The following is a 21,843-nucleotide window of genomic DNA, read 5'->3' as shown; positions in this document are numbered from 1 at the left end:
TATGACAACTTCTCCTGTTGTTAGACCTCGATCGCGTTCTGCTTCACTGCTGCAAAACCAAAACCTGCAAGCGATCGTCCTGTTTCTCGTCCTGCTGACCGCACTGCTCGGCATTTGGGAATTGGGGGTTAATCTGCAAATTTTCTCACCCGTGATGCCGTCTGCAAGTCGCACGATCGCAGATTTTTGGAATTGGATTAGCGATCCTTTCTATGACAATGGTCCGAACGATAAAGGCGTAGGATTGCACTTAATCGCTAGTCTTCAGCGCGTGCTGACTGGATTTCTGCTTGGATCAGCGATCGCGATTCCAATAGGAGTCTTGATTGGTTTATCAGAAGTCGTCTCGAAAGCGGTGAATCCATTTATTCAATTGATGCGTCCGGTATCGCCCTTAGCCTGGTTGCCGCTAGGATTAGGGCTGCTGAAAAGCTCCGAAGGCACCGCATTGTTTGTGATTGCAATTTCTAGTATTTGGCCTACGCTCATCAATACTAAATTTGGAGTGAGTAGCGTCTCAAAAGACTATCTGAATGTGGCTCGGACTTTGGGTGCTTCTCGTTGGCGAACGATCTGGAAAATCATTCTTCCGGCTGCGGCTCCGAGCATTGTGGCTGGATTACGAATTAGCATTGGTATCTCTTGGCTTGTAATCGTAGCAGCAGAGATGATTGTAGGCGGAACCGGCATTGGTAGCCTTGTTTGGGCAGAGTGGAATAACTTGAGCATCACCAGTATTATTACCGCGATCGTCATCATTGGAGTCACCGGATTGGTTCTCGATCAGCTACTAGCATTGTTGCAAACCTGGGTTTCTTTCGGAGAAAAGTAGATGGTTTCTTCCCACACCGATCGCACTAAAACAGATACCTCTGTTCAGTTAAGCTTACAAAATGTGTTCAAGGTGTTTCCAGGGCGGCAACACTGGCAAGATAAGCTGCTTCGTCGCACTTCTCAAGACTTTGTGGCGATCGTGGATATCAATCTAGACATCACCCCGAATACCTTTGTTTCGATCATTGGACCTTCGGGCTGCGGTAAGTCAACCCTTCTGAATATTATTGCTGGACTGACCACACCCACGCAGGGTTCAGTGTTGATCAATGGAAAGCAGGTACATCATCCGGGAGCCGATCGCGGTGTCGTGTTTCAGAACTATTCGCTGATGCCCTGGATGACCGTTGCCGAAAACATTCGGTTTGCGATCGAAACAGTCTATCCTCAGATGCCGCTTGCCAAACAAAAAGACCTTGTGCGCGAGTACATTGATTTAGTCGGATTGCAGGGAGCCGATCGCAAGCATCCTCACGAACTGTCTGGGGGCATGAAGCAACGGGTGGGAATTGCCCGCGCTCTAGCAATTAACCCAGAAATTTTGCTGATGGATGAACCGTTCGGAGCGTTAGATGCGTTGACGCGGGGCTTTCTGCAAGATGAGATTGCCCGCATCCTGGAACAACAGCGCAAAACCGTGATTCTGATTACTCATAGTATCGAGGAAGCACTGCTGCTGTCCGACAAAATTGTGGTGATGAGTCGCGGCCCAGCAGCTCGAATCGTAGAGGTGTTGGATGTGCCCTTTGCTCGTCCCCGCAAGCGCGAAAACCTGGATCAGTATCCGGCTTATCATGAGTTGAAGGCACAGCTAGAGCTACACCTGTCGCGAGAAACGCGAGCGATCGAAGAATCGCGGATACATTAGGCTGTCGTCGGATGAATCGCTTGACTAACCTTGATGGGATTGATGTAACAATTCTGAAAGGTTTGAATCATAGCGATACCTCCAATCTATCTAACTCGTTAAAATGGCTTTCAGTCTTTTAGCATCGACTCTTCCCAAAGATTTGGACTATGCTAGACTTTGCCTGATTGTTCTCAAATCTCTGATTCGAGAGAAATCCAAAGACTGCGAAGCCTTAATCTTGTTTAGTCATGCTTCACTGCTAGCCACATTTCCCCACAATGGTCAATCTTAAGCGCACTCGCGAAGATATTTTATCCTCGGTTATTGAGTTGATCCATCACCAAGGATTTCAATCAACCGGGCTAAAGGAGTTATTTGCCGCAAGCAACACTTCTTCTGGCAGTTTCTACAATTATTTCCAATCAAAAAATGAATTAGCTCATGCGCTAATTGATTACAAATGGAGCCAGATCAAAGCAGTTATCATTGAGCCTGCTCAACAAATTTCTGACCCGATCGCGCAAGTGTTTGACATGATCGATCGTCTGGAGGCAAAACATCAATCTGAACCTGATTGCGGCGGCTGTTTCCTAGGAAATTTGATTGTAGATCTAGCAAAACATGACCCATCGTTTCAAGAACATCTCATTCAGGTGTTTGATGCTTGGCAGGCTGCAATTGCACAGTCTCTACAAGCTGGAAAATCTGCGCTGAAACCAGAAATCAACCCTGTTTTGCTTGCCGAACAAGTGTTAACCCAGATAGAAGGAGTGCTGTTAATGAGCCGCCTCTATAATCAGCCCGCTCGCCTCAAGCGTAGCTTCGACATGGTTCGCCAGACGGTGCAATCGGCATTACGCTAAACTCATTTCTCCTGATAAAATCGCTTCAATCTGCTTAAATCGATTTGCTGATCAATGGGTACAAACAAGAGGGTTGAAACGATCGTTCAACAAGAATATGATCGCCTTGCCAAGATCTACGATCAACGTTGGCATAGTTATATTACAAACACACTCACTTTTCTGAAGCAGTGGGCGCAAATTGGCTCCCATGAGATTGTTCTAGACGTGGCTTGTGGAACAGGGGAGTTTGAGCGATTGTTGTTGCAAGACCATCCGAATCAGCAGATCGTTGGAATTGATGTCTCAACAGAGATGCTCACGATCGCTCAAGCAAAGCTTCAACCCTACAGCACCGTAACATTTAAGCCAGGAAATGTGACCGCACTTCCTCTGAAGGATAAATGCTTTGATACTGTAGTTTGTGCCAGTGCTTTTCATTATTTTGACTGTCCACTTGATGCCCTAGCAGAAATGCGACGAGTGCTTAAACCAGGTGGGAAAGTTGTGATTTTGGATTGGTGTAAAGACTTTTTACTCTGTCGCCTCTGCGATGTCGTCTTGAAAACCGTTGATCCAGCCCACAAGCAGTGTTACACGCAGAAAGAACTTCAAGATTTTCTGTCCCGATCGCAACTCAGAATTGAAGCTAGCACAAAGCTGCGGTTTGGAGCGTGGGGGTTAATGGCTGCAACAGCGACTAAAGATTAAGCTCGATCATCACTTGACAGGCTTTTTTTTGTCCTCAAAGCAGACGCAGCGCCAATGTGTGCAGGTCACACTCTTGAAAACTGGGCAATTCTCCGCACCGTGGCGCTGAATGTGTTTCGCTTACACAGCTTTGCCTCTATCACTCAAGGGATTTGGGGGCTACCCGCAGATCCAAGCGCAACCGAGACTTGTATCGAACTCACCTTGAATTAGACACAGTATTGTTAAATGAAAAATTGTCGAACTGATGAAAGAGCGATCAGGCGATCGCTCTCACAAAGCTCAACTATTTCAAATTCGCGGGAATCGTTTTCGGAACCGTCCAGAAGTACACATTCGTTCCTTTCACGTTCACCACCCGATCGGGCTTCCAATCTCCCATATCAAACGCATGAGATACAATTCGCGTTCCTGGTTTGAGCTTCAACAACTTCGGGCGCAGTTGCAAATTGATGCGCGGTAATAGATAAAGCGTAATCACCGATGCCTTGCTCAAATCTGTCTTAAACAAATCTTGCTGAGCAAACTTCACTCGATCGCTCACTCCCGCTTTTTTCGCGTTCGCATTCGCTTCCTTAATGCGTTCTGGATCAATATCCACTCCAAATCCGCGTGTACCAAATCGCTTAGCCGCAGTGATGGGAATGCGCCCATCCCCGCTTCCTAAATCATAAAGCACATCCTTCTTGCCTACCTTTGCCACCTTCAGCATTGCATCGACTACTTCGGTGGGTGTCGGCACATAAGGCACATCCAACTGTGGTGTTGAAGGTTGATTTTGCTTTTCTGGATTAGCAGTTTGCGTCTGAACTTGATTCTCTGTCTTCGGAATCAGATTAGCGACTTGCGAACAGCCAGCGAACATTAAGCTGAAAACTCCAGCACACACCACTAAAGGACGAACAATCATTCTGATTTCTCCTAAAAACGATCGAACCTACCGACGCTGCCAATATAAAACGGGAATTCCGAGCGCGACCACAATCACACCCGCGATCGCGCCCACTTTCACATACTCCAAACTGGAATACAGCAAATAAACACAGATACTACAAAACAAAATCGGTGTAAGCGGATAAAACGGCACTCGAAACGCACTCGATCGTCCCGGTTCCTTAAAGCGCAGGATGATTAACGAAAAGCCAACCAGCAAGAAAAAGAACCAAAACACCGGAGCCGTATAATCTACCATCGTTTCAAAGCCTTTCCGGGTCAAGCTCCCTAACCCAACCAGCAGAAGCGCGATCGCACCTTGAACCAACAGTGCCGGAATCGGCGTATTCTGCCTCGACTGCCACTGCCCCAGAAATCGAAACGCATTCGAGTCTTGTCCGAGGGCATAGTTTGTCCGCGCTCCGGTCAGCACAGTCGCATTCAATGCACCTAATGCTGAAACCGCAATCAGAAAACTAATAAACACAACTCCCGGCTGCCCAAATGCCTGACGCATCAAATCCGCAGCCACCGCAGGCGAATTCGCCATACCAGCGGCTCCCAAACCATGCAAATAAGCAAAGTTAAGGGCAACATAGATCGTGGCAATAATGCCAATGCTCCAAAAGAGCGATCGAGCAATATTCCGATTCGGATTACGAATCTCGGCTGAAATATAAGCCGCCTCATTCCACCCACCGTAGGACAGCAGCACAAAGATCATTGCCATGCCCCAATCTGTCGAAATTTTCGCGTCTGTTACGGTTTGCGGCGCAGCGCCCGAAGTCGTCAAACCTGCAACAATCACCAAAACCAGTCCCAGCACTTTTGCCGCTGTCAGCCAGTTCTGAACGCCTTTCCCCTGGCGCAATCCCAAAATGTTGATCAGCGTGAATAGCACGATCGCGCCTGCCGCATAGATCGATCCAGAGAAAGCACCCAGCGGCAAGATCTCAGACGCATAATCTCCAAACACATAAGCCAACAGCGCGATCGAGCCAGTCTGCACCACCATCATGCGTGCCCAAGCAAATAAAAACGCGATCGCGTTTCCGTAAGCCCGCTGCAAATAGTAATAGTTACCGCCCACATGCGGATAAGTCGTGGCTAATTCGGCATAGCACAATGCCCCAATCAGCGAAACCACTCCCCCAGCAATCCAAGCCAATAGCACAGTTAAATTCGTGCCCGTATTGGATGCAACCAGCGCAGGAGTCTCAAAAATTCCCGCTCCGATCACAATACCGACAATCAGCGCCACTGCATCAATTACGGTTAGAGCGGTTTTTGGGCCGGGCGGCTGTTCAGCGGTCAAAGGTGCGATCGACTCTGAATAATCTGAAGAGTTAGGAAACCCCATAGTAATACCTAGTTAAAAACCATCACCAGTCGCGCAAACACTAAATCTTTGGGTGAAATTCTCGAAATTAAGGTTTCAAGGGATTTTAGTTCGCTGACGTGGCAAGTGCGATCTAACGCAAGGCATAGGTCGACAGAGCTAGACGATTTCAGTTTGTCAATCCGTCTTGTAGAATCTCTGCTGGGTAATATATTTTTAAGGAGAAAGATCTATTATCTTATCCCTGTCCAGAAACGTTGCTCAAAAAACTATGGAACCGATCGCACCTCTGCATCTAGCCAGTAAACACAAGATGCTTCATTCTAGGTCTATGAAGAACTCACGCATTGCGAATCTCCAAGTTTTGAGTGCAATCGCTGGATGCACCCTTGCTGGACTCATTGTTAGCTTTGCCTCGGCTGCAACCGCACAGCTTGTTCTTCAAGAAGGAGACTCAGGCACAGCCGTTAGCACCCTACAAGATCGCCTCAGAACCTTAGGCTGTTATGACGGCGAGACGACCGGATTCTTTGGATCTCAAACTCGCGATGCCGTCATTCGCTGTCAAGAGCAACGTAACATCACACCCGATGGCATTGTCGGAGCCGAAACCTATCGTGCTCTCGAATTGGGCAATCCCGAACCGGGAACTGGGTCTAGTCAATATGGTAATCGATTGCAGGTTGGCGATCGCGGTGCAGGAGTCGAAGAGTTACAGCGCCGACTGCAAACACGCGGCTACTACTACGGTGAGGTTGATGGCGTTTTTGGTCAAGAGACGCAAAGCGCAGTCATTCAACTTCAGCGAGATTCTGGTCTTTCTCAGACCGGCGAGGTGGATGCTCAGGTTTATGCTGTACTTGATGGTTCGACACCGCCAGCGCCCACGCCTGATGTGGGGAATGGACTCCAATTAGGCGACCAAAACTCGCGAGTAGCAGACCTGCAACAGCAACTGAATCGCATTGGATATTCGCTTCCGGTCACAGGCTATTTTGGCACCCAAACTCAGCAGGCGGTTTTGAGCTTCCAACAATCGCGATCGCTGCCCCCAACAGGGAACGCTGACCCAGAAACCTTGCGGACGATTCAACAAGCAGCAGGCGGCTCAAGCACTCCTTCAAACAGTCGCCGCTATTCGGTGGTTATTCCCTTTACCGATTCTGCTTCGTTTAATCGAATTCAAGCTGTGATTCCAGATGCCGTTCCAAGACAGAATCGCTTAGGAAATTTCGTTCGTGCAGGCAGCTTCACCACACCAGAAGAGGCAGAGCGTCAAGTGAATATCCTGCGATCACGGGGCTTAACCGATGCCCGCGTCGTTTTTGAATAGCTTTTGAATAGCTAGAGCGGCAGCAGCGATCGCTGACAGGTCGGACAGACCGCATGAATCGTCAACTGGCAGTCTAGAATGTGGTACCCCTCCTTCTGGGCTGCTTTTGTTCCGGTTTTGAGAATCGAATCGCTTTTAAATTCGATCGTCTTATTGCACCGCACACAAATCAAGTGGTGATGATGATGCGGATAGGGCTGATTGATTTCGTAGTGCTTGTGACCTTCTGCCAGTTCGAGTTCACGCAAAACGCCCATCCGGGACATCAATTTGAGAGTGCGATAGATGGTCGATAAACTAATGCCCTCGCCTTGCGTCTGAAGCTCATGATAAAGATCCTCAGCGCTGAGATGTTGACCTTCAGGAAGTTTTTGAAACACTTGAAGAATCGTTTCGCGCTGCGGTGTTAAGCGCCATCCCTTTTCATTCAATTCAGCCTTGAGCGAAGCACTGGTGTAAGTAGGAGCGTTCAACATTGTCAACAAAGCCTCCTTTCTTGAGAATCATAGCATACAAAAAAAAGAGGCGACTTGCAATAAGTTCGCCTAATTGAGAATATTCTGCAACTGTTAGGGGTTAAGCCCTTTAGCTGAGCGATTCAAGATAATCACGCACTCGATTGCGGCGCTTCGGTTGCCGAAGTTTTTGCAGCGCTTTTGCTTCAATCTGTCGAACCCGCTCTCTGGACAATTCCAAAGCGCGTCCGATCTCTGCTAACGAGTAGGGTTGCCCATCGCTACCCAAGCCAAACCGCATCTGAATTACATCTCGCTCACGAGTCGTTAGATCCGCTAGAAGTTGCAGCAAATCGCGTCTCAACGATTCGCGCATCAAGGTTTCTTCGGGCGTAACTTCTTCCGTTTCGAGCAGATCGCCTAGTTCGGTATCGCGCTCTTTGCCAACTTTAGTTTCGAGCGATACGGAGCGCGGCACTTTGAGCAGGACTTCTCGCACTTGAGGCGGCGACATTTCTAGCTCCACTGCAATGTCTTCGATCGTCGCAGTACGCCCTTTTTCTTGCGAAATTTTGCGCTGAGCTTTCTTGATTTTGTTGAGCTTTTCAGTGATATGAACGGGGAGCCGGATGGTGCGGCTTTGAGTTGCGATCGCGCGGGTAATTCCTTGACGAATCCACCAATACGCATAGGTGCTGAATCGGTAGCCTTTCGTCGGGTCAAATTTTTCCACCGCTCGCTCTAGCCCCAGTGTACCCTCTTGAATCAGGTCGAGCAGTTCTAAGCCGCGATTTTGATATTTTTTGGCAACGGAGACTACTAGGCGCAAGTTCGCATTAATCATATGCGTCTTGGCTGCAAGCCCCTGGTTGAGTATCTGATCGAGTTCGGCGACCGTGAGATCTACCACTTTTGCCCAGTGCTGCTTGCCTGCCGCTAACATCGGCTTCAAGTCTGCAACGTCGATCTTGGCTTCGGTAGCCCACCGTTCCAGGGAGGGGCGGTGCGTCAGCGTCGAAACCAATCGATCGCGGACATCGATCAACTCCACATATCGACGAATGGGGGCGCTGCCTTTGGCAGCAGCATCGTTGCGCTGTTCCAGAAGTTTCATATAGCGCTGCACTCTCTGCGCTTCAGACACTTCTTCATCGCGTCCGAGCAAGGGATAGCGCCCGATTTCCTGTAGGTAAAGTCTCACCAGGTCGGTCGTCTTCCGTCCAGCGCCGTACAGTCTAGCTTGTCCTGCTAGTTCGGTTTCGAGTTCAGTCAAATCTGCATTCGGATCGAACTCTGGCGAGGTCGGCGAAGGCTCCAGGATGGAGGGATCAAATTCTGCATCAGCGTAGAAAGAAGGTGCTGGCATCATGTTCCTTTGTGCGCTATGTGGAAATCGTTCGGTCGGTTGCTTCACTATTGTTCCCGTAGTCTGGGACTCAGGAACAGGGTCGGGAGTTCCAGGAAACGTTGAAACCACGGAAGCTGAAACGCTAAAGGTATGCGATATCAGAAAGGGCTTCGCGTGAAGCTTCTACTGCCTTAATACAGGGAAGTAGGGCTGGAATTCGGAATTTATGTAGGTAAAGTTTTGTACAAAAGCGATTTCCCTCAGCATAGTCAAGTGTCAAAGCGTCTGCCGTGATAGAGATCAGAGTGTGTTTTGCCTAATATCACTGGCGGTCATTTGTAAAGTTTGAACTCATTGACTTCATGCTTCAGTGTTAAGCGCGACTAATCCGGACGATCGTAGGGCTTCAAACGTGCTGTCCATTTTGGCTTCTTCGGGCACGAAAATAATAAATCCGTCTCGCCCGCGTGTGAGTAAAACTCGATAACTATTGATTCGGAGTTGCAGCGGATTGCGAACGTTTTTTTGGGACTTAGTCATCATCCAAGCGCCATTGCTCCAGATCAGATCGTCACCCCAACCAACAATAGGAAAATCAAGTTCTAAGCCTTGGCAGCTAAATTCTGTAACCACGCGATCAAACGCACAGCAAGATGTTTCCGAGTCGGGCGAATCGATATACCAAGCGCCGAGATTGAGTTTTTGAGTTGAAATGTAGTCGTTTCTAATTCCGTATTTGACTAAGTTGCGCGATCGTGAAGAGGCAACTAAACCATAACGCTTATCTGATTGGTCTTTGTAACGCGATCGACAATAGTTTTTTGCGGTTTCAAGATCACGAGTGAGATAACAATCAAATCCTTCTGAAGCTAACAAAGACATCACTAACTTGGCTTGATTAATTTCGCCATTGAGAACATGAGTAACCCAGGTCTGAAGGTGCTTAGCGAGATGCGATCGCAAAGAAGTGGTGAGATTTAATAAATCATTGGTGTAGGTTGTCGTCTCGAAATATTTCGCTTGCTCAGTAGAACAATGAACCTGCCAAGGCTCGATCGCACTCTTTAAGCCCTGATCCCACTGCTCAATTCCACCCTCCTCGCCCACATGAATCGTTTGCCCTTCACCAATTAAGCCAAGCAACACACACCAATCAGGAACTCGCTCACAGATTCGCAAAACTGCACCCGGAGCCGCACGGGTAATGCCGTATTTTTCGGACATACGATCGGCATCCCAAGCTCGCTGAGCCTCATCAAAAACGACAATATGTTCTCGCGCCGCCGTTTGACGACGCACTTCGTGCTGGAGGTAAAAATTACGAATCTCCCGCACAAGGGCTTTGCTTTGAAGCGCATATTGGAGAACTGTAATTAAGGGACGGTTGCCGGATAAAAATATGGCTGGACGATCGCGCTCCGTCTGATACACAAACTGCAATCCTACGAGCGTCTTTCCGGCTCCCGGAACCCCTGTGATCAAAATTAAGTGCCGCTCTTTTTGCCGAGAAGCGCGATCGACAATTTGAGCCAGATAGTCCAAAATTTCGGGAATCCTCGCGCTTTGAGCGCGTTTAATACTAGGCAGCGGTTCTTGCTGAAAGATCCGCCGCGCCGCATCAATCACCGTTGGGAGCGGTTCATAAGATGAATTAACCCAGCGATCCGCATCAATTTCCGGTTGTATTTCGACTAGCGTTTCTAAGTAGGTTGAAATTTGCGTTGGATTTAGAACTTGAACTGCATTGCGAGTTGTATTCTCTTTTGTGTAGCGAGTCGGAATCAGAATTGCAGTGACAGGATTGTGAGCTGATGCTTGATGATACTCGGCAAGATCCCGCCTATAAGCAGCGACTTGATCCAAATCAGCCGTTGAAAGGGCTGATTTCTGTTTGAACTCAAAAACAAGGATCTGCCCCCCTCCTAGCAGCACCAGATCCGGTCGCCGCCCACCTTCTCCAGGCAACTCATACTCGAATATCAATGTCCAAGACTTACTATCAGGACGAGTATTCAGGAGCGGCTCAAGCTGCGATCGCAGAATTTCGCCACATTCGTCCCACGCTTGCCGCTGCGTTCCTGCGGGCTGCTGGTGGTATAACGTTTGATAATTCGTCGCTAGCGTTTCTAGCCAACTGGCGGTAGGACAGGCGAGAAACGCAGCGATCGATCCAAGCCAGCCTGAATGGATACACGACATACAGCACACAAAAACAAAGGGGCGGTTCACGCCCCCAGTTTATTACCGTAATTCATCGATTGTCAGCTTTGCCATTCTTGGCTCAGGAGGAAAAGACATCTCTTCAATTTCTCCAGGTTGACCCAGCGGTTTGGCTTGGCTTTCGTTAAACGTCACAATCACACCGCCCGCATTTCCAGCCCGCACCACGACTTGCCGATCAGCCGTCCAAGTCCGCTGAGCGCCCTTCGGCAGTTGTCCTTCATATTCCACCTTGCTGTCTGCCATCACGCGCACCCAAGACTCCTCGGTGAGCGTTACACCAACACGAACAGGCTTGTTAGCAGTGGAGGTCGGAGCTTCGTGTTTCCAGTCTGTCTTGAAGCTCGGTTGCTGCCTTGGGGGGGTTGGGCCCATTGGCGCAACCAATGCAGGCGGTTGCTGCATTTCAATGGCAGCGATCGAAGTCTGAGCGGAGCGATTGAGAAAATAGGACAACCCATTCACTGCGCCGACAATCAGCGCCATGTAGATTAAGTACAAATGAATGGGGCGCAACTGTGCTCCCGGTAGCGATCGCCAAGATGTCCGCATCGGCTGCACGACAAAACCAGTCGTCGGAAACTCGCTGGCAAACTCTACGCCGTTCAGCCCGATCGCGCCCGCATATTGGCGAATAAAGCTATGGATATAAACGGGCTCTGGCAGTTCTTCAATTTTTCCTTGCTCAATCGCTCTCAACAAGCGCGGCTGAATACAAGTGGTTCCCGCCACGGTTTCGAGTGAGATGCCTTGAGCTTCGCGACGATCGCGGAGTCGATTACCTAACTCTGCCAGCCGCTCTGCTTGCTCTCGATTGGTTGGGAGGGTTTGCTTTTTCATCTGCGCTGCTCCTTCGTCTGTGCTGGCAACTTCTCTAAGGGTGGGTTCATTCCCTGCTTCAATACACGAATTTCAAAGTCTTCTAATGGTCGATACTGGCCCGCCGCTAAAGCGGGCTTGCCTGATGGGTGGAGTTGAATGTCTCCGATCGCGCTCCGGTGTAGCTGAAGCACAGGGTGCCCCAACTGTTCGGCGACTCGGCGAATTTGACGATTTCTTCCTTCACGAAGAATTATACGCAATAACGTACTAGACGGAGTACGGCGTAGAACCTCAACAGAAGCAGGTAGGGTTTTTCGGTGATCCAACATAACCCCTTCGCGCCAGTATTGTAGAACAGAGCGCGAGACTTCTCCATTGACCCAAACCTCGTAAGTTTTAGGAATGTGATGGCGGGGGTGAGTTAAATAGTGGGTTAACTCGCCATCGTTCGTCAACAATATCGCCCCGGTTGATTCTACATCTAATCGCCCGATCGGATGAAGTCCTTGTCCTTGCCGCAATGATTTTGGTAAAAGCTCAAGAACAGTTCGCCGATCGTGAGGATCATCGCAGGTTGAGATGATCCCTGCTGGCTTGTTCAGCAGCAAATAAATCAGTTGCGGACGCTCGGTGGCTTGAATCACCTGTCCATCAACTTCAACGCGATCGCAGGCGGGATCAGCCTTTTGACCCAACTCAGCAACTACGCCATTCAGCTTGACGCGCCCGTCCAAGATCATCTGTTCCGCCTGCCGACGCGAGGCGATTCCCCATTGTGAAAGAATTTTTTGTACTCTTTCGGGCATAGCGCAGCCTAAAGCCTGAAAAACGGTGGGTTTCGGAGGAAACTGTGACAATTGTTTATCTATCAAATTGTCTATCTATCAATATGTACAAATATTACATGAGTCTGGATTCCGTAAAATGTCGGAAAGACTGCCTCATTCGGAATTCATATCCGCTCTCAGGGAGTGATAAGTATTCATGAAGAGTGAGACTTCACCCTTGTCGTAGAGCTTTCACAAGGTAGAACCAGTTGCAGCCATGCACCACCGTCAGGATGATTTTGGGCGCGAACTGTTCCATGATGTGCCTCCACAATTTGACGCACGATTGCCAGACCTAACCCGCTACCACTGGTCAATTGGGTCGCTGCTTGGCTCTGAGTTGGGCGTACCCGCGATGGATCAGCGCGGTAAAAGCGATCAAAGATGTGCGCGATCGCCTCTTCGGGGAATCCTTCGCCTGCATCAATGATATCGACCTGAAGTCGGGGCTTTGACTGCTCTTGCAGCGTTGTCTCAACGCGGACGATGCCCTGAACGGGGCTGTATTTGAGGCTGTTATCAAGCAAGTTGAGAAAGACGCGATACATACGGGCTTCATCAGCTCGGAGCTTCACAGATTCTAAGCCGCTGTAGTGCAGTTGCACTTGTTTTTCGCAGGCAAGCGGTTCTAAGCTTTCCCAGGCAGAATAAATCAGTTTGACCAGATCGATCGAGGTTAATCGCAGCCGTTGAGTCGGATTTAGGTCTAACTGGCTCAGATCAAGGAGATCTTGCACTAATCGACTGAGGCGAATGGTTTCATTCAGTAAGCGATCGATCCAAGCCCGATTCGTAGGATCTAAGCGGGCTTGTAGGGTTTCAGCGACGAGGCGAATCGAGGTCAGGGGCGTTCTGAGTTCGTGGGCAACATCGGATGTCCAGCGGTCACGCTGTTGGACTAAGTTGACTGCTTCTTGACGATTTTCTAGAAAAACGCCGACTTCACCCTTGGAGAGCGGAAAGGCAAGCCCGCGAATCGGCGTGGATCGCGCCTGCGACAGATCTTCTGCATCTGCGGAAATCGGATAAAACATCCATTCGCGCTGATGGAGTTGATTGCGATCGCGGGCCTTTTCAATCAATGAGTCGAGTTCGTAGGATCGCACCAGCTCTAAGAGCAGCCGAGGCGCATAATCATCGCTTTGATGAATGCCTAGCATTTGAACGGCAGCGGGATTGCACCAAGTCAGTTGATTTTCGTCATCAACTTGCAGATAGCCGATCGGCGACAAGCTGAGAATCTGCTTCCATTCTTCGAGCGTGCGTTCTAATTGCTCAATTTGCGCCTGATGATGAGAGATCATCATCGATAAGCGAGAGGTGACCGACAAGTCAATCTCTGCTTCATCGGGAGGTAGATTTTTGGTCAGGCGATGAATACGGGCAGTGAGTTGCCCCCGATACACCGTGAAAGGAAGAATCCCGATCGCGAGTCCAGCCAGAAACCAAAGAACAGACACAGGCAAAACGCGGCTAAAGGGCGGTAGGAGATGGCTTCTCTCTCCTCTAAGCTTAGCCGAATCGATAGCCAAAACCCCGGACAGTCACCAAATACTGAGGATTACTTGGATCAAGCTCTAGCTTTTCCCGTAGCCAGCGAATGTGAACATCCACCGTTTTACTTTCGCCCACAAAATCGTGTCCCCAAATTTTCTCTAACAGTTGATCCCGTGACCAAACGCGCTTCGGATGCCTCAGGAAAAGCTCCAACAGCTTGAATTCTTTCGGTGAGAAGTTCACGACTTCGCCTCGAACCGTCACCCGGCATTCTTGTGAGTAAATCGTGACATCCTGAAATTGCAGAGTGGGACTCGATTGAGCAGGCTGGAACTGCTGATGACGGCGCAGCAAGGCACGGCAGCGAGCAACCAATTCGCGCATCCCAAACGGCTTGGTGAGATAATCATCAGCTCCCACCTCTAGTCCAACGACGCGATCGGTTTCACTCGCCTTGGCGCTGAGTATCAAAATCGGGACGCTGCTTCCTTCGCGCCGCATCCAACGACAAATATCTAATCCATTCACATAGGGCAGCATCAGATCCAGGATGATCAAATCTGGCATAGATGATTTGTCGGAGTCTTGGCTTAGAGCCGTTTGCAGAATTTCTAGGGCTTGGCGACCATCAGTAGCAGTGACCACTTCATATCCTTCGTCGGACAAGGTGAGCGCGATCGTGTCGCGAATCGTCTCTTCATCATCGACAAGCAGAATTCGTCTGATGGAAAGTTTGGGTGCGACAGTTGTAGCGTCAGTCAGGAGCGTTGTCTGCATAAAAAGTGCGTCTCGACTTGTCGGCAAGATTCTACCATTGATCCAGATCACCGTATGGGCTTATACAGTTTCTCAAGATTTAATGACTAATCAGTAACCAAACTGGAATGGTCGCCAAAATCGCGATCGTACTCAAAGCAATACTACTCGCTGCTAAATCGTGGTCTAGATTGTACTCCTCAGCCAGAATCAAGCTCGCAAACGCACTGGGTACTCCTGCCATGATCGTCAAAGACAGACGAGCATCGTAATTTAGTCCCAGAATAGCGACCGCGATCGCGACTAAGCTCGGCAAAATCAGTGCTTTGAGCAGTACCGGAATTGTAGCTGTTTTTAGGCTGGCGATGCCATTGAGTTGAATCAGACGCATTCCCATCAGCAGAAATGAGGCGGGAATGACAAAGACAAGCGAGGAATGCACGATCGTTTCACCCCACGCCGGAAAGGCGATCGACTGAGTGAAATACGCAGCAGCAAATGCCCAGAGCGTCGGAACCGTAAGAATATCTCGCAGCAGCGTCCAGATTGTGCTTTGAGCTTCTGCGCGACCATAATGGCTCGCTACTAGAACACCAATACCATACGTTCCAATCAAGTTCTGGGTGACGCTGTAGAACACTGCCCAACTCAGATCCCCGGTGCTAATCAACGCAGGAATTAACCCTAGACCGACAAAGCCTGTGTTTCCGATCGTCGAAGCAATCACAAACGTTCCTTGAGCAGCCCGATCCATCGGCGGCAACCAGCTTTCGATCGCACCCAACCAAGCTGGCTTTGCTTCAGTTCTAAGCCAAATTAAAAGCTGCAATGTGATCCAGGCAAGCGTCAGTCCTGTCCCCAACGTCGCGATCGTCACCGCAGGCGCAATGCCGACATGTGTTGAAAAGTCAGTTTCTCGTACCAGGGAAAAAATTTGCCACGGTACGCCCACCCAATATAAGCTCCGCCCTAAAAATCGTGGAAACGATAGAGGCAAAAATCGAAATAATAAAGCACCCACCCCAGTCCAGAAGATTAAGGGGGTATAAGCGTGAACCAAACTTGCGATCATGCCCTTGCCACCATCGGGCGCTACTCCCTGCACTATCGTAACGGATCGATCCCGCAAATAGCGCATTTAATTAGGACGGACATTTTTAACCCAAAATTACTGCCAGTCTTTGATTCGCCACTGATTGTCTTGGCGTACTAAGGTGTAGCGCACCGACATATCTCGATCAGTCTGTACGTCACCAGGGTTATTTCCGGCAAAGTATTTCCGCACCTCAGTCACGGTTGCTTTTACGGTCGCCTGATTTGGGTCGGTTGGACTAGCTTCAACGCTTTGCACTTTAACTGCGTGGTCGTATTCGATGTATAAGTTCTCACGCTTCGTTTCTTCGATGTTCTGCTGCCATTCTGTAAGCTTCGGATCAACTAGCACCTGAGCCAGTTTTGAGCCGTCGTAGTTTTTTCCCATTGCCGCTTTCTTTGCATCAAGCCAGGTTTCTACCACTCTCTGGGCGAGACTTTGGTCGAGATTGCCTGAAAGGGTGACGGGTTGAGAAGCAGGCTGTAAGTTGACGATCGGTTGATCAAGCTGCACGGGAAGCGCTTCACTTGTCGTTTGAGCCGATGGATTCATTAGCGCTCTAAGTGCCCGAATCATCAAAAAGCCTAGTCCCATCGCCAGCGCGACTCCTAGAATTAGCACAATCCAGCGCGATCGACGATTTTCTCTCGGTGCTTTTGCTCTAGGCACATTTTGATCCGGCGCGTGATAGCGAGAGGAGGCAGAAAGGTCGCGCCCGTTGCGACTACTGCGCGACGATCGAGGAAGCGCTGACTCCCCATCATTGGTGCTGCTTCTTGGGGAGCGTTCTGAAACGGAAGCTTCTGCAACACCTGTGGTTAATGTAGCGGTTGCCGAGCGATAGCCGCCGATGTTCTCCTCAACTGGAGTCGTGCGTCCATTGCGAGAGGGAGCGATCGTCGAGCCGTAATTTAACTCATGATGCACCAGTCCCTGCTCGGCCATTGACCAGTCTGTAACCCATTCCCCGTCCGCAGGCAGTTCTTCTAAGTAAGCTTGAACCTGCTCATCGGCAAAGTAATCTTTGAGTAATGCTTCTCGTTTCGCCAAATCCCGAAAATGAGGAAAAACTTCTTCTTGTAGCCAGCGCTCAGAATAGAGACACAATCCCGGTAGAAGATCCGGTGCGCCTTGGGAGTTTTCGCGAATAAACGCCAGCGGCTCGTACTCCTGCGATAGTTCAAGCACGCGGCTAGCTTCCTCGGTTTGTCCGAGCAACAGAGCGCAAACCGATTGTTCAAGATGGACATCTTGCCGACTGCCGAGCCGGAATAACAACAATTTTGCTCGACGAATCAGCGCAGGCTGATGATCTGCGAATCCTCGCGCCAACAGAGCGTAGACTGCAAGATAAGTAGCGACGGCTGACGGACGACGAGACTCTTCTTCAAACAAAGCCTGCTGCTCTGCTGCGGTTAAATATCCCCGCAACTGCTGAATAAACCGCAAAAAATCATCAACGCTTAAGCCAGACTGATCATTGCCTGTGCCATCAATGCCACTCCGCTCACGCAGCATATCTTTGAGCAATCGCAAGCCCTGTTGACGATCGCCGCTCTCTTCATTCGGCGCTGCCAGTAGTTCTAGAATTCGGTAAGGACGCAGCTTAAATAAATCCGCTTGAATTTCGCCCCGTACCCCCGCAAACAATCCCTCTCGCAGAAGCAGTTCCTGCCCCGTTTCTAGCGCCTCTGCTGCATTTTCATACTGTCCTTGCTGCCACTGCTCGCGACCGAGTTCTAAACAGGCAAGCGCGATCGTCAGAACAATATCTGACAGCACAATGCGGGGATCACCAAATCGACCATCCCGAATCGAGGAGGTTCCACTACTGAGATAAGGTCGCCCAATCTTCAGAACTAATTCGTATTCGCCTAACTCTTGCAGAATTAATAACGCTCCGATCAAATGCTGATCGTCAAGTTCGATCGTTGCGGCATCTGCATCTTCCTCGTATTGAAGGCTCAGCAGTTTCTCATCAATTGATTTACGTTGAGCTGGGTCAGCGAGCAAAGCATACGCTTGATCGAGCAAATCTCGGCGAGTGGCGATCGCCGCTTCAGAATACTCACGGCGGGGCAACTGTAACGTGCGATCGCGATGAGCTTGCTTCAACTGGTCTGCCGTTGCTTGCATCGGTAGACCTAAAATCCGGTAATAGTCGAGCGGTATACGCACAGTTCACGTCCCCAGCAGTAGATCGAGGTAAGGAAGATCGAGAGTGACGATCGAATTGACAGACATCATACCTTGTCGGTGCGAAGTCAGCAGCGTCGGTGGGCGTAACTTAGAAACTGTAATCCTAACAATAAAAGGATTTGCAAATGGATAGAACCCCAACGAGGTAAATAAATCTTGAAGTTTATCCATCTTGTGCAGTGCATCTGTTGCGGTTTCCGGTTTGCTACATTTGATCTTTGATACGTCAGGAAGGTATTTTAGATTAGATTATTCAGAATAGCGCGCGATTCTTTACGCAGGTTTCGCATTCACTTTTTCGATCTGGGGTTATTGCAGCGAGGTTAATTGATTCTCATGGTTCAAGAAAGAGCATTTCCGGCATTTCAAACCGTCCCCGCGCAAGTGACCCGCGAGGAAGGGTTAATGCTGTATGAGGATATGGTGTTGGGGCGCTTCTTTGAAGATAAGTGTGCCGAAATGTACTATCGCGGCAAAATGTTCGGATTTGTGCACTTATATAACGGTCAAGAAGCGGTTTCAACGGGCGTGATTCGGGCGATGCGTCCAGGCGAGGATTATGTCTGTAGCACTTATCGCGACCACGTTCATGCGCTGAGCTGTGGGGTTCCAGCCCGTGAAGTGATGGCGGAATTATTCGGCAAGGCGACCGGATGCAGCAAGGGTCGCGGCGGGTCGATGCACTTATTCTCAGCAGAGCATCGCTTACTCGGTGGGTTTGCGTTTATCGGGGAAGGGATTCCAGTAGCGACGGGAGCGGCGTTTCAGTCGAAGTATCGTCGCGAAGTGATGGGTGACGAAAGCGCCGATCAGGTAACGGCTTGCTTCTTTGGGGATGGCACTACGAATAATGGACAGTTTTTTGAGTGCTTGAACATGGCGGCACTGTGGAAGCTGCCGATTATTTTCGTGGTTGAGAATAACAAGTGGGCGATCGGCATGGCGCACGATCGAGCAAGTTCTCAAACCGAGATCTACAAGAAAGCGAGCGTTTTCGGGATGCCGGGGTACGAAGTGGACGGAATGGATGTGTTAGCCGTTCGCGGCGTTGCCCAAGAAGCCGTAAAACGAGCGAGAGCAGGTGAAGGCCCGACTTTAATCGAGTGCTTAACCTATCGCTTCCGGGGGCATTCGCTCGCTGATCCCGATGAACTGCGATCGAAAGAAGAAAAAGAAGCATGGCTAGCACGCGATCCCTTGAAGAAATTCTCGTCGTACTTGATTGAGCAAAATCTAGTGAAGCAGAGCGAACTCAAGGATATTGAGAAGAAAGTGCAAGCCTTGGTCGAAGATGCGGTGAAATTTGGATTAGAAAGCCCTGAACCTGATCCGAGTGAACTGTATAAGTACATTTTTGCAGAGGATTAATCGAGGTTTTGTCGCATTCAATCATTAGGTGAATGCGTTTGATTGTCGGTGTTGCACAACGGATAGAGACGCAATGAATTGCGTCTCTATCTTTTTGGGTGAATGCTTAATATTTCAATTGACGCGGTAATTCGATCCGAAAGGTTGTACCCCGACCGACCTGGCTCTCGATCGAAAGACTCCCCTGCATCAGTTCCACCAGGGATCGGACGATCGCAAGCCCCAATCCAGTACCCCCGTTCAGGCGGGTCGAAGTTTGGTTGACTTGCCAAAACTCTTGGAAAATTCGTTCTTGATCCGCCGGATCAATTCCGATGCCTGTATCTTGAACCACGATTAGCACTCGTCCTGCGGGGAGTCCCCACACTCCTAGCGTGACTTGTCCTGCTTCAGTGAATTTAATCGCGTTCGAGAGCAAATTGGTCATAATCTGCCGCAATCGCACGGGATCGCTGACGATCGGTAAAGCCTGTTGAGCGCTGTCCAAATTGAGTGCAATTCCTTTTTGCTCCGCAAAATGGCGTAATTCTTGTGCAGTTTCGTCTGCAACTTTAAGCAGATCAAGCTCAGTCATTCGCAATTGCAGTTTTTTCGCTTTCAGTTTCGAGAAGTCTAAGAGTTCTTCGATCAAAGTAAGCAGGTGCTGACTGTTGCAAACAATGCGATCAGCCATGCAGGCTAGGGTGCTATCCTCCATTGTGGAGACACGCTTCAGCAACAGATGGGAAAAGCCCAAAATCGCATTCATGGGGGTGCGTAACTCGTGCGAAATCGTTGCCATGAACTGGTCTTTTAGGCGATCGATTTCCGTGAGTTCAAGGTTTTGCAGTTGTAATTTGTGCAGTTGTGCTTCGCTCTGTTTGCGGGCAGTAACGTCGCGAATTAGCCAGCGAAGCGCGATCGCTTTTCCTTGAAAATCGCGCACCGTTTCAACAGTAATGGCACTATCGATAGAATGCGTGTCTTGTCCACACATCGTCACTTCCCACTCCTGAACGCGATGAATCGTGAGAAGTTGACTCAGCACCCCTCGAAAAGCGGATCGCTGCTCTTTGTGGACAAAGGAAACGAGAGAGTTTTGGATCAGATGGCGATAAGGGACATTGAACAATTCGATCGCGGCTCGATTGGCTTCGAGTACAGTGCCGTAGAGATCTGTAACGACGTAAGCATCAGGCGCGAATTCAAATAGTTCTTGATAGCGTTGCCGTTCGGCTTCGATCGTGCGCTGAGCCGATAACAAGGACTTATTTTGCTGTCTGAGTTCTTCTTCCGCAACGTGCAGTTCCTCTAAAGCGGACTGTAACTCCTCTAAGCACCCTAGCATCAAGTGCGGGCTTTCATGAGCGGCAGTCTGTGTAGTTTGATACAACGTCTGGGTGCGTTGCTGCACAGTTTGAATATACTCGCTTGTTAAATCCGTTTCCATAGTTCGACACAGGGGCAAGTTTCAATCAAGGGGGCGGGCAGATGTCAGTAGAATTGTCTGAGGTTTTTAGCAGGCAAGCATCTACCTCTGTTAGGAGTTGAGATTTAAAAATGGAATTATTAGAAAAGATGTCAAGAGCTAAATTTACTAAAACTGTAAGTCAATGATGCAGATTTTCACATTCATCTTTAGACATCTTTGGAATTAAGTCTATAAAAAAGTTCTAAAGAATTAAGCCAATAAAAAAAAAGCCCCGATCGTGTAGAAAATCGGAGCTTTGATCGTCCTAATCTTGATGTTTAGCACCAGCTTTCCGAGTTTGCCTGACGCTTCAGTTGAATATTTCCTAAGTGTTTTTTCACGGTGTCGATCGTGATAAATAACCGCGCTGCAATTTCTTTTCGCGATAAGTTGCAGCGTTTGAGAAACCAGACCTCGGCTTCACGCGGCGTGAGACCGAATTTTTTGGCTTCTGTCACCGCGAGACTTTGCAGCGATCGCTGTTGGTCTTCTAAGCGAACCAGCAAGCAAGGCTGTTCTAATTGCAGCCACTGAACGCAGATACGATAGGTTTGGTGATTTTCTGTCTGTAGCTCGGACTCGATCAAGAGTGGACGAGCGCCGTACCATTGACGACTTTCGATTAACGCTTCGCAGGAACGCCAGACCTCAGCAGGATATTGCTGATGGGGACTGAGTTTTTGGCAAATCTCGGCTCCGGGTGTGTTTGCAAAGAGCAATTGACCTTGCTGACTCACAATCAAAATACCGTCTACTAAACCTTCTAATACGGACAACAGGAAATCATTAGGGGTATTAAGAGGCATATTCATCATCTTCAGGGGCGAATGAGTGGTAAGAGACAAAGGAATCAGGCTGGCTGAGTTCCGATAAAGATGAGTACGGTTAGGGCATTCGTTTTATGCACTCAACTTGATACTCCTGAAGATACGCCAGAGAACGGCGAGCGTCCGTATGAAAAGGTTA

General features: G+C 49.2%; 21 protein-coding genes. 7 read left to right on the top strand and 14 right to left on the bottom strand.

The window, feature by feature from the left end:
- Position 1 precedes the first annotated feature (1 nt).
- The 5 genes from ntrB (at position 2) to H6F51_02380 (ending at position 3,450) form a co-directional block, all read left to right on the top strand.
- Complete coding sequence (gene ntrB, locus H6F51_02400) at positions 2 to 832, top strand: nitrate ABC transporter permease (GenBank protein MBD1821370.1); 831 nt, start codon at positions 2 to 4, stop codon at positions 830 to 832.
- Positions 833 to 1,702 carry an ABC transporter ATP-binding protein gene (locus H6F51_02395; GenBank protein ID MBD1821369.1) on the top strand — a complete coding sequence of 290 codons (870 nt, stop codon included), beginning with the start codon at positions 833 to 835 and terminating at the stop codon, positions 1,700 to 1,702.
- 260 nt (positions 1,703 to 1,962) lie between these two features.
- Positions 1,963 to 2,547, top strand: a complete 585-nt coding sequence (locus H6F51_02390; GenBank protein ID MBD1821368.1) for a TetR/AcrR family transcriptional regulator — start codon at positions 1,963 to 1,965, stop codon at positions 2,545 to 2,547.
- Positions 2,548 to 2,601: 54 nt separating this feature from the next.
- On the top strand, positions 2,602 to 3,237 hold the full coding sequence (locus tag H6F51_02385; protein MBD1821367.1) for a methyltransferase domain-containing protein: 636 nt from the start codon (positions 2,602 to 2,604) through the stop codon (positions 3,235 to 3,237).
- 54 nt (positions 3,238 to 3,291) lie between these two features.
- Positions 3,292 to 3,450 (top strand): hypothetical protein, encoded by a 159-nt coding sequence (locus H6F51_02380; protein MBD1821366.1) that lies wholly within the window; start codon positions 3,292 to 3,294, stop codon positions 3,448 to 3,450.
- Between the two features lie 73 nt (positions 3,451 to 3,523).
- On the opposite strand, the gene H6F51_02375 is transcribed toward H6F51_02380, so the two are convergent.
- Positions 3,524 to 4,147: a class I SAM-dependent methyltransferase gene (locus H6F51_02375; GenBank protein MBD1821365.1), complete on the bottom strand. Its 624-nt coding sequence runs from the start codon at positions 4,145 to 4,147 to the stop codon at positions 3,524 to 3,526.
- Between the two features lie 27 nt (positions 4,148 to 4,174).
- The gene (locus tag H6F51_02370; GenBank protein MBD1821364.1) at positions 4,175 to 5,530 is read right to left on the bottom strand and encodes an amino acid permease; all 1,356 of its coding nucleotides are present in this window, start codon (positions 5,528 to 5,530) and stop codon (positions 4,175 to 4,177) included.
- A 310-nt stretch (positions 5,531 to 5,840) separates the two neighbouring features.
- On the opposite strand from H6F51_02370, the gene H6F51_02365 reads away from it, so the two are divergent.
- Positions 5,841 to 6,842 carry a peptidoglycan-binding protein gene (locus H6F51_02365; protein MBD1821363.1) on the top strand — a complete coding sequence of 334 codons (1,002 nt, stop codon included), beginning with the start codon at positions 5,841 to 5,843 and terminating at the stop codon, positions 6,840 to 6,842.
- 11 nt (positions 6,843 to 6,853) lie between these two features.
- Here H6F51_02365 and H6F51_02360 read toward each other — a convergent pair whose 3' ends face one another.
- From H6F51_02360 to H6F51_02315, 10 genes are all read right to left on the bottom strand, one after another.
- The gene (locus H6F51_02360; protein ID MBD1821362.1) at positions 6,854 to 7,318 is read right to left on the bottom strand and encodes a transcriptional repressor; all 465 of its coding nucleotides are present in this window, start codon (positions 7,316 to 7,318) and stop codon (positions 6,854 to 6,856) included.
- 109 nt (positions 7,319 to 7,427) lie between these two features.
- Positions 7,428 to 8,663, bottom strand: a complete 1,236-nt coding sequence (gene sigC / locus H6F51_02355; protein MBD1821361.1) for an RNA polymerase sigma factor SigC — start codon at positions 8,661 to 8,663, stop codon at positions 7,428 to 7,430.
- Positions 8,664 to 9,005: 342 nt separating this feature from the next.
- The gene (locus H6F51_02350) at positions 9,006 to 10,844 is read right to left on the bottom strand and encodes a DUF2075 domain-containing protein (protein ID MBD1821360.1); all 1,839 of its coding nucleotides are present in this window, start codon (positions 10,842 to 10,844) and stop codon (positions 9,006 to 9,008) included.
- A gap of 42 nt (positions 10,845 to 10,886) precedes the next feature.
- Entirely contained in the window at positions 10,887 to 11,705 is an 819-nt protein-coding gene (locus H6F51_02345; GenBank protein MBD1821359.1) for a helix-turn-helix domain-containing protein, read from the bottom strand.
- Positions 11,702 to 12,493: an rRNA pseudouridine synthase gene (locus tag H6F51_02340; GenBank protein MBD1821358.1), complete on the bottom strand. Its 792-nt coding sequence runs from the start codon at positions 12,491 to 12,493 to the stop codon at positions 11,702 to 11,704. The genes H6F51_02345 and H6F51_02340 overlap by 4 nt, the downstream gene beginning before the upstream one ends.
- Before the next feature lie 176 nt (positions 12,494 to 12,669).
- Complete coding sequence (locus H6F51_02335; protein MBD1821357.1) at positions 12,670 to 13,974, bottom strand: PAS domain-containing sensor histidine kinase; 1,305 nt, start codon at positions 13,972 to 13,974, stop codon at positions 12,670 to 12,672.
- A 52-nt stretch (positions 13,975 to 14,026) separates the two neighbouring features.
- On the bottom strand, positions 14,027 to 14,788 hold the full coding sequence (locus H6F51_02330) for a response regulator transcription factor (protein MBD1821356.1): 762 nt from the start codon (positions 14,786 to 14,788) through the stop codon (positions 14,027 to 14,029).
- 79 nt (positions 14,789 to 14,867) lie between these two features.
- The gene (locus H6F51_02325) at positions 14,868 to 15,839 is read right to left on the bottom strand and encodes an AEC family transporter (protein ID MBD1821355.1); all 972 of its coding nucleotides are present in this window, start codon (positions 15,837 to 15,839) and stop codon (positions 14,868 to 14,870) included.
- Between the two features lie 96 nt (positions 15,840 to 15,935).
- Positions 15,936 to 18,038: a DUF4101 domain-containing protein gene (locus H6F51_02320; protein ID MBD1821354.1), complete on the bottom strand. Its 2,103-nt coding sequence runs from the start codon at positions 18,036 to 18,038 to the stop codon at positions 15,936 to 15,938.
- 3 nt (positions 18,039 to 18,041) lie between these two features.
- The gene (locus tag H6F51_02315; protein MBD1821353.1) at positions 18,042 to 18,230 is read right to left on the bottom strand and encodes a hypothetical protein; all 189 of its coding nucleotides are present in this window, start codon (positions 18,228 to 18,230) and stop codon (positions 18,042 to 18,044) included.
- Between the two features lie 165 nt (positions 18,231 to 18,395).
- Here H6F51_02315 and pdhA point away from each other — a divergent pair, with 165 nt between their 5' ends.
- Positions 18,396 to 19,427, top strand: coding sequence for a pyruvate dehydrogenase (acetyl-transferring) E1 component subunit alpha (gene pdhA / locus H6F51_02310; GenBank protein MBD1821352.1), 1,032 nt, complete (start codon positions 18,396 to 18,398; stop codon positions 19,425 to 19,427).
- A 106-nt stretch (positions 19,428 to 19,533) separates the two neighbouring features.
- On the opposite strand, the gene H6F51_02305 is transcribed toward pdhA, so the two are convergent.
- Both H6F51_02305 and H6F51_02300 read right to left on the bottom strand, forming a co-directional pair.
- Complete coding sequence (locus H6F51_02305) at positions 19,534 to 20,856, bottom strand: PAS domain S-box protein (GenBank protein MBD1821351.1); 1,323 nt, start codon at positions 20,854 to 20,856, stop codon at positions 19,534 to 19,536.
- A 299-nt stretch (positions 20,857 to 21,155) separates the two neighbouring features.
- Complete coding sequence (locus H6F51_02300; protein MBD1821350.1) at positions 21,156 to 21,683, bottom strand: helix-turn-helix transcriptional regulator; 528 nt, start codon at positions 21,681 to 21,683, stop codon at positions 21,156 to 21,158.
- Positions 21,684 to 21,843: the final 160 nt, after the last annotated feature.

Source organism: Cyanobacteria bacterium FACHB-DQ100 (assembly GCA_014695195.1).
GTDB lineage: Bacteria > Cyanobacteriota > Cyanobacteriia > Leptolyngbyales > Leptolyngbyaceae > Leptolyngbya.
The sequence above is the reverse complement of the archived record's forward strand: the minus strand, read 5'-3'. Positions and strand labels throughout refer to the sequence as shown.

Coding starts and splice junctions, on each gene's coding strand:
- ntrB (MBD1821370.1), top strand. CDS start 2: ATGACAACTTCTCCTGTTGTTAGACCTCGATCGCGTTCTGCTTCACTG.
- H6F51_02395 (MBD1821369.1), top strand. CDS start 833: ATGGTTTCTTCCCACACCGATCGCACTAAAACAGATACCTCTGTTCAG.
- H6F51_02390 (MBD1821368.1), top strand. CDS start 1,963: ATGGTCAATCTTAAGCGCACTCGCGAAGATATTTTATCCTCGGTTATT.
- H6F51_02385 (MBD1821367.1), top strand. CDS start 2,602: ATGGGTACAAACAAGAGGGTTGAAACGATCGTTCAACAAGAATATGAT.
- H6F51_02380 (MBD1821366.1), top strand. CDS start 3,292: ATGTGTGCAGGTCACACTCTTGAAAACTGGGCAATTCTCCGCACCGTG.
- H6F51_02375 (MBD1821365.1), bottom strand. CDS start 4,147: ATGATTGTTCGTCCTTTAGTGGTGTGTGCTGGAGTTTTCAGCTTAATG.
- H6F51_02370 (MBD1821364.1), bottom strand. CDS start 5,530: ATGGGGTTTCCTAACTCTTCAGATTATTCAGAGTCGATCGCACCTTTG.
- H6F51_02365 (MBD1821363.1), top strand. CDS start 5,841: ATGAAGAACTCACGCATTGCGAATCTCCAAGTTTTGAGTGCAATCGCT.
- H6F51_02360 (MBD1821362.1), bottom strand. CDS start 7,318: ATGTTGAACGCTCCTACTTACACCAGTGCTTCGCTCAAGGCTGAATTG.
- sigC (MBD1821361.1), bottom strand. CDS start 8,663: ATGCCAGCACCTTCTTTCTACGCTGATGCAGAATTTGATCCCTCCATC.
- H6F51_02350 (MBD1821360.1), bottom strand. CDS start 10,844: ATGTCGTGTATCCATTCAGGCTGGCTTGGATCGATCGCTGCGTTTCTC.
- H6F51_02345 (MBD1821359.1), bottom strand. CDS start 11,705: ATGAAAAAGCAAACCCTCCCAACCAATCGAGAGCAAGCAGAGCGGCTG.
- H6F51_02340 (MBD1821358.1), bottom strand. CDS start 12,493: ATGCCCGAAAGAGTACAAAAAATTCTTTCACAATGGGGAATCGCCTCG.
- H6F51_02330 (MBD1821356.1), bottom strand. CDS start 14,788: ATGCAGACAACGCTCCTGACTGACGCTACAACTGTCGCACCCAAACTT.
- H6F51_02325 (MBD1821355.1), bottom strand. CDS start 15,839: ATGATCGCAAGTTTGGTTCACGCTTATACCCCCTTAATCTTCTGGACT.
- H6F51_02315 (MBD1821353.1), bottom strand. CDS start 18,230: ATGGATAAACTTCAAGATTTATTTACCTCGTTGGGGTTCTATCCATTT.
- pdhA (MBD1821352.1), top strand. CDS start 18,396: ATGGTTCAAGAAAGAGCATTTCCGGCATTTCAAACCGTCCCCGCGCAA.
- H6F51_02305 (MBD1821351.1), bottom strand. CDS start 20,856: ATGGAAACGGATTTAACAAGCGAGTATATTCAAACTGTGCAGCAACGC.
- H6F51_02300 (MBD1821350.1), bottom strand. CDS start 21,683: ATGCCTCTTAATACCCCTAATGATTTCCTGTTGTCCGTATTAGAAGGT.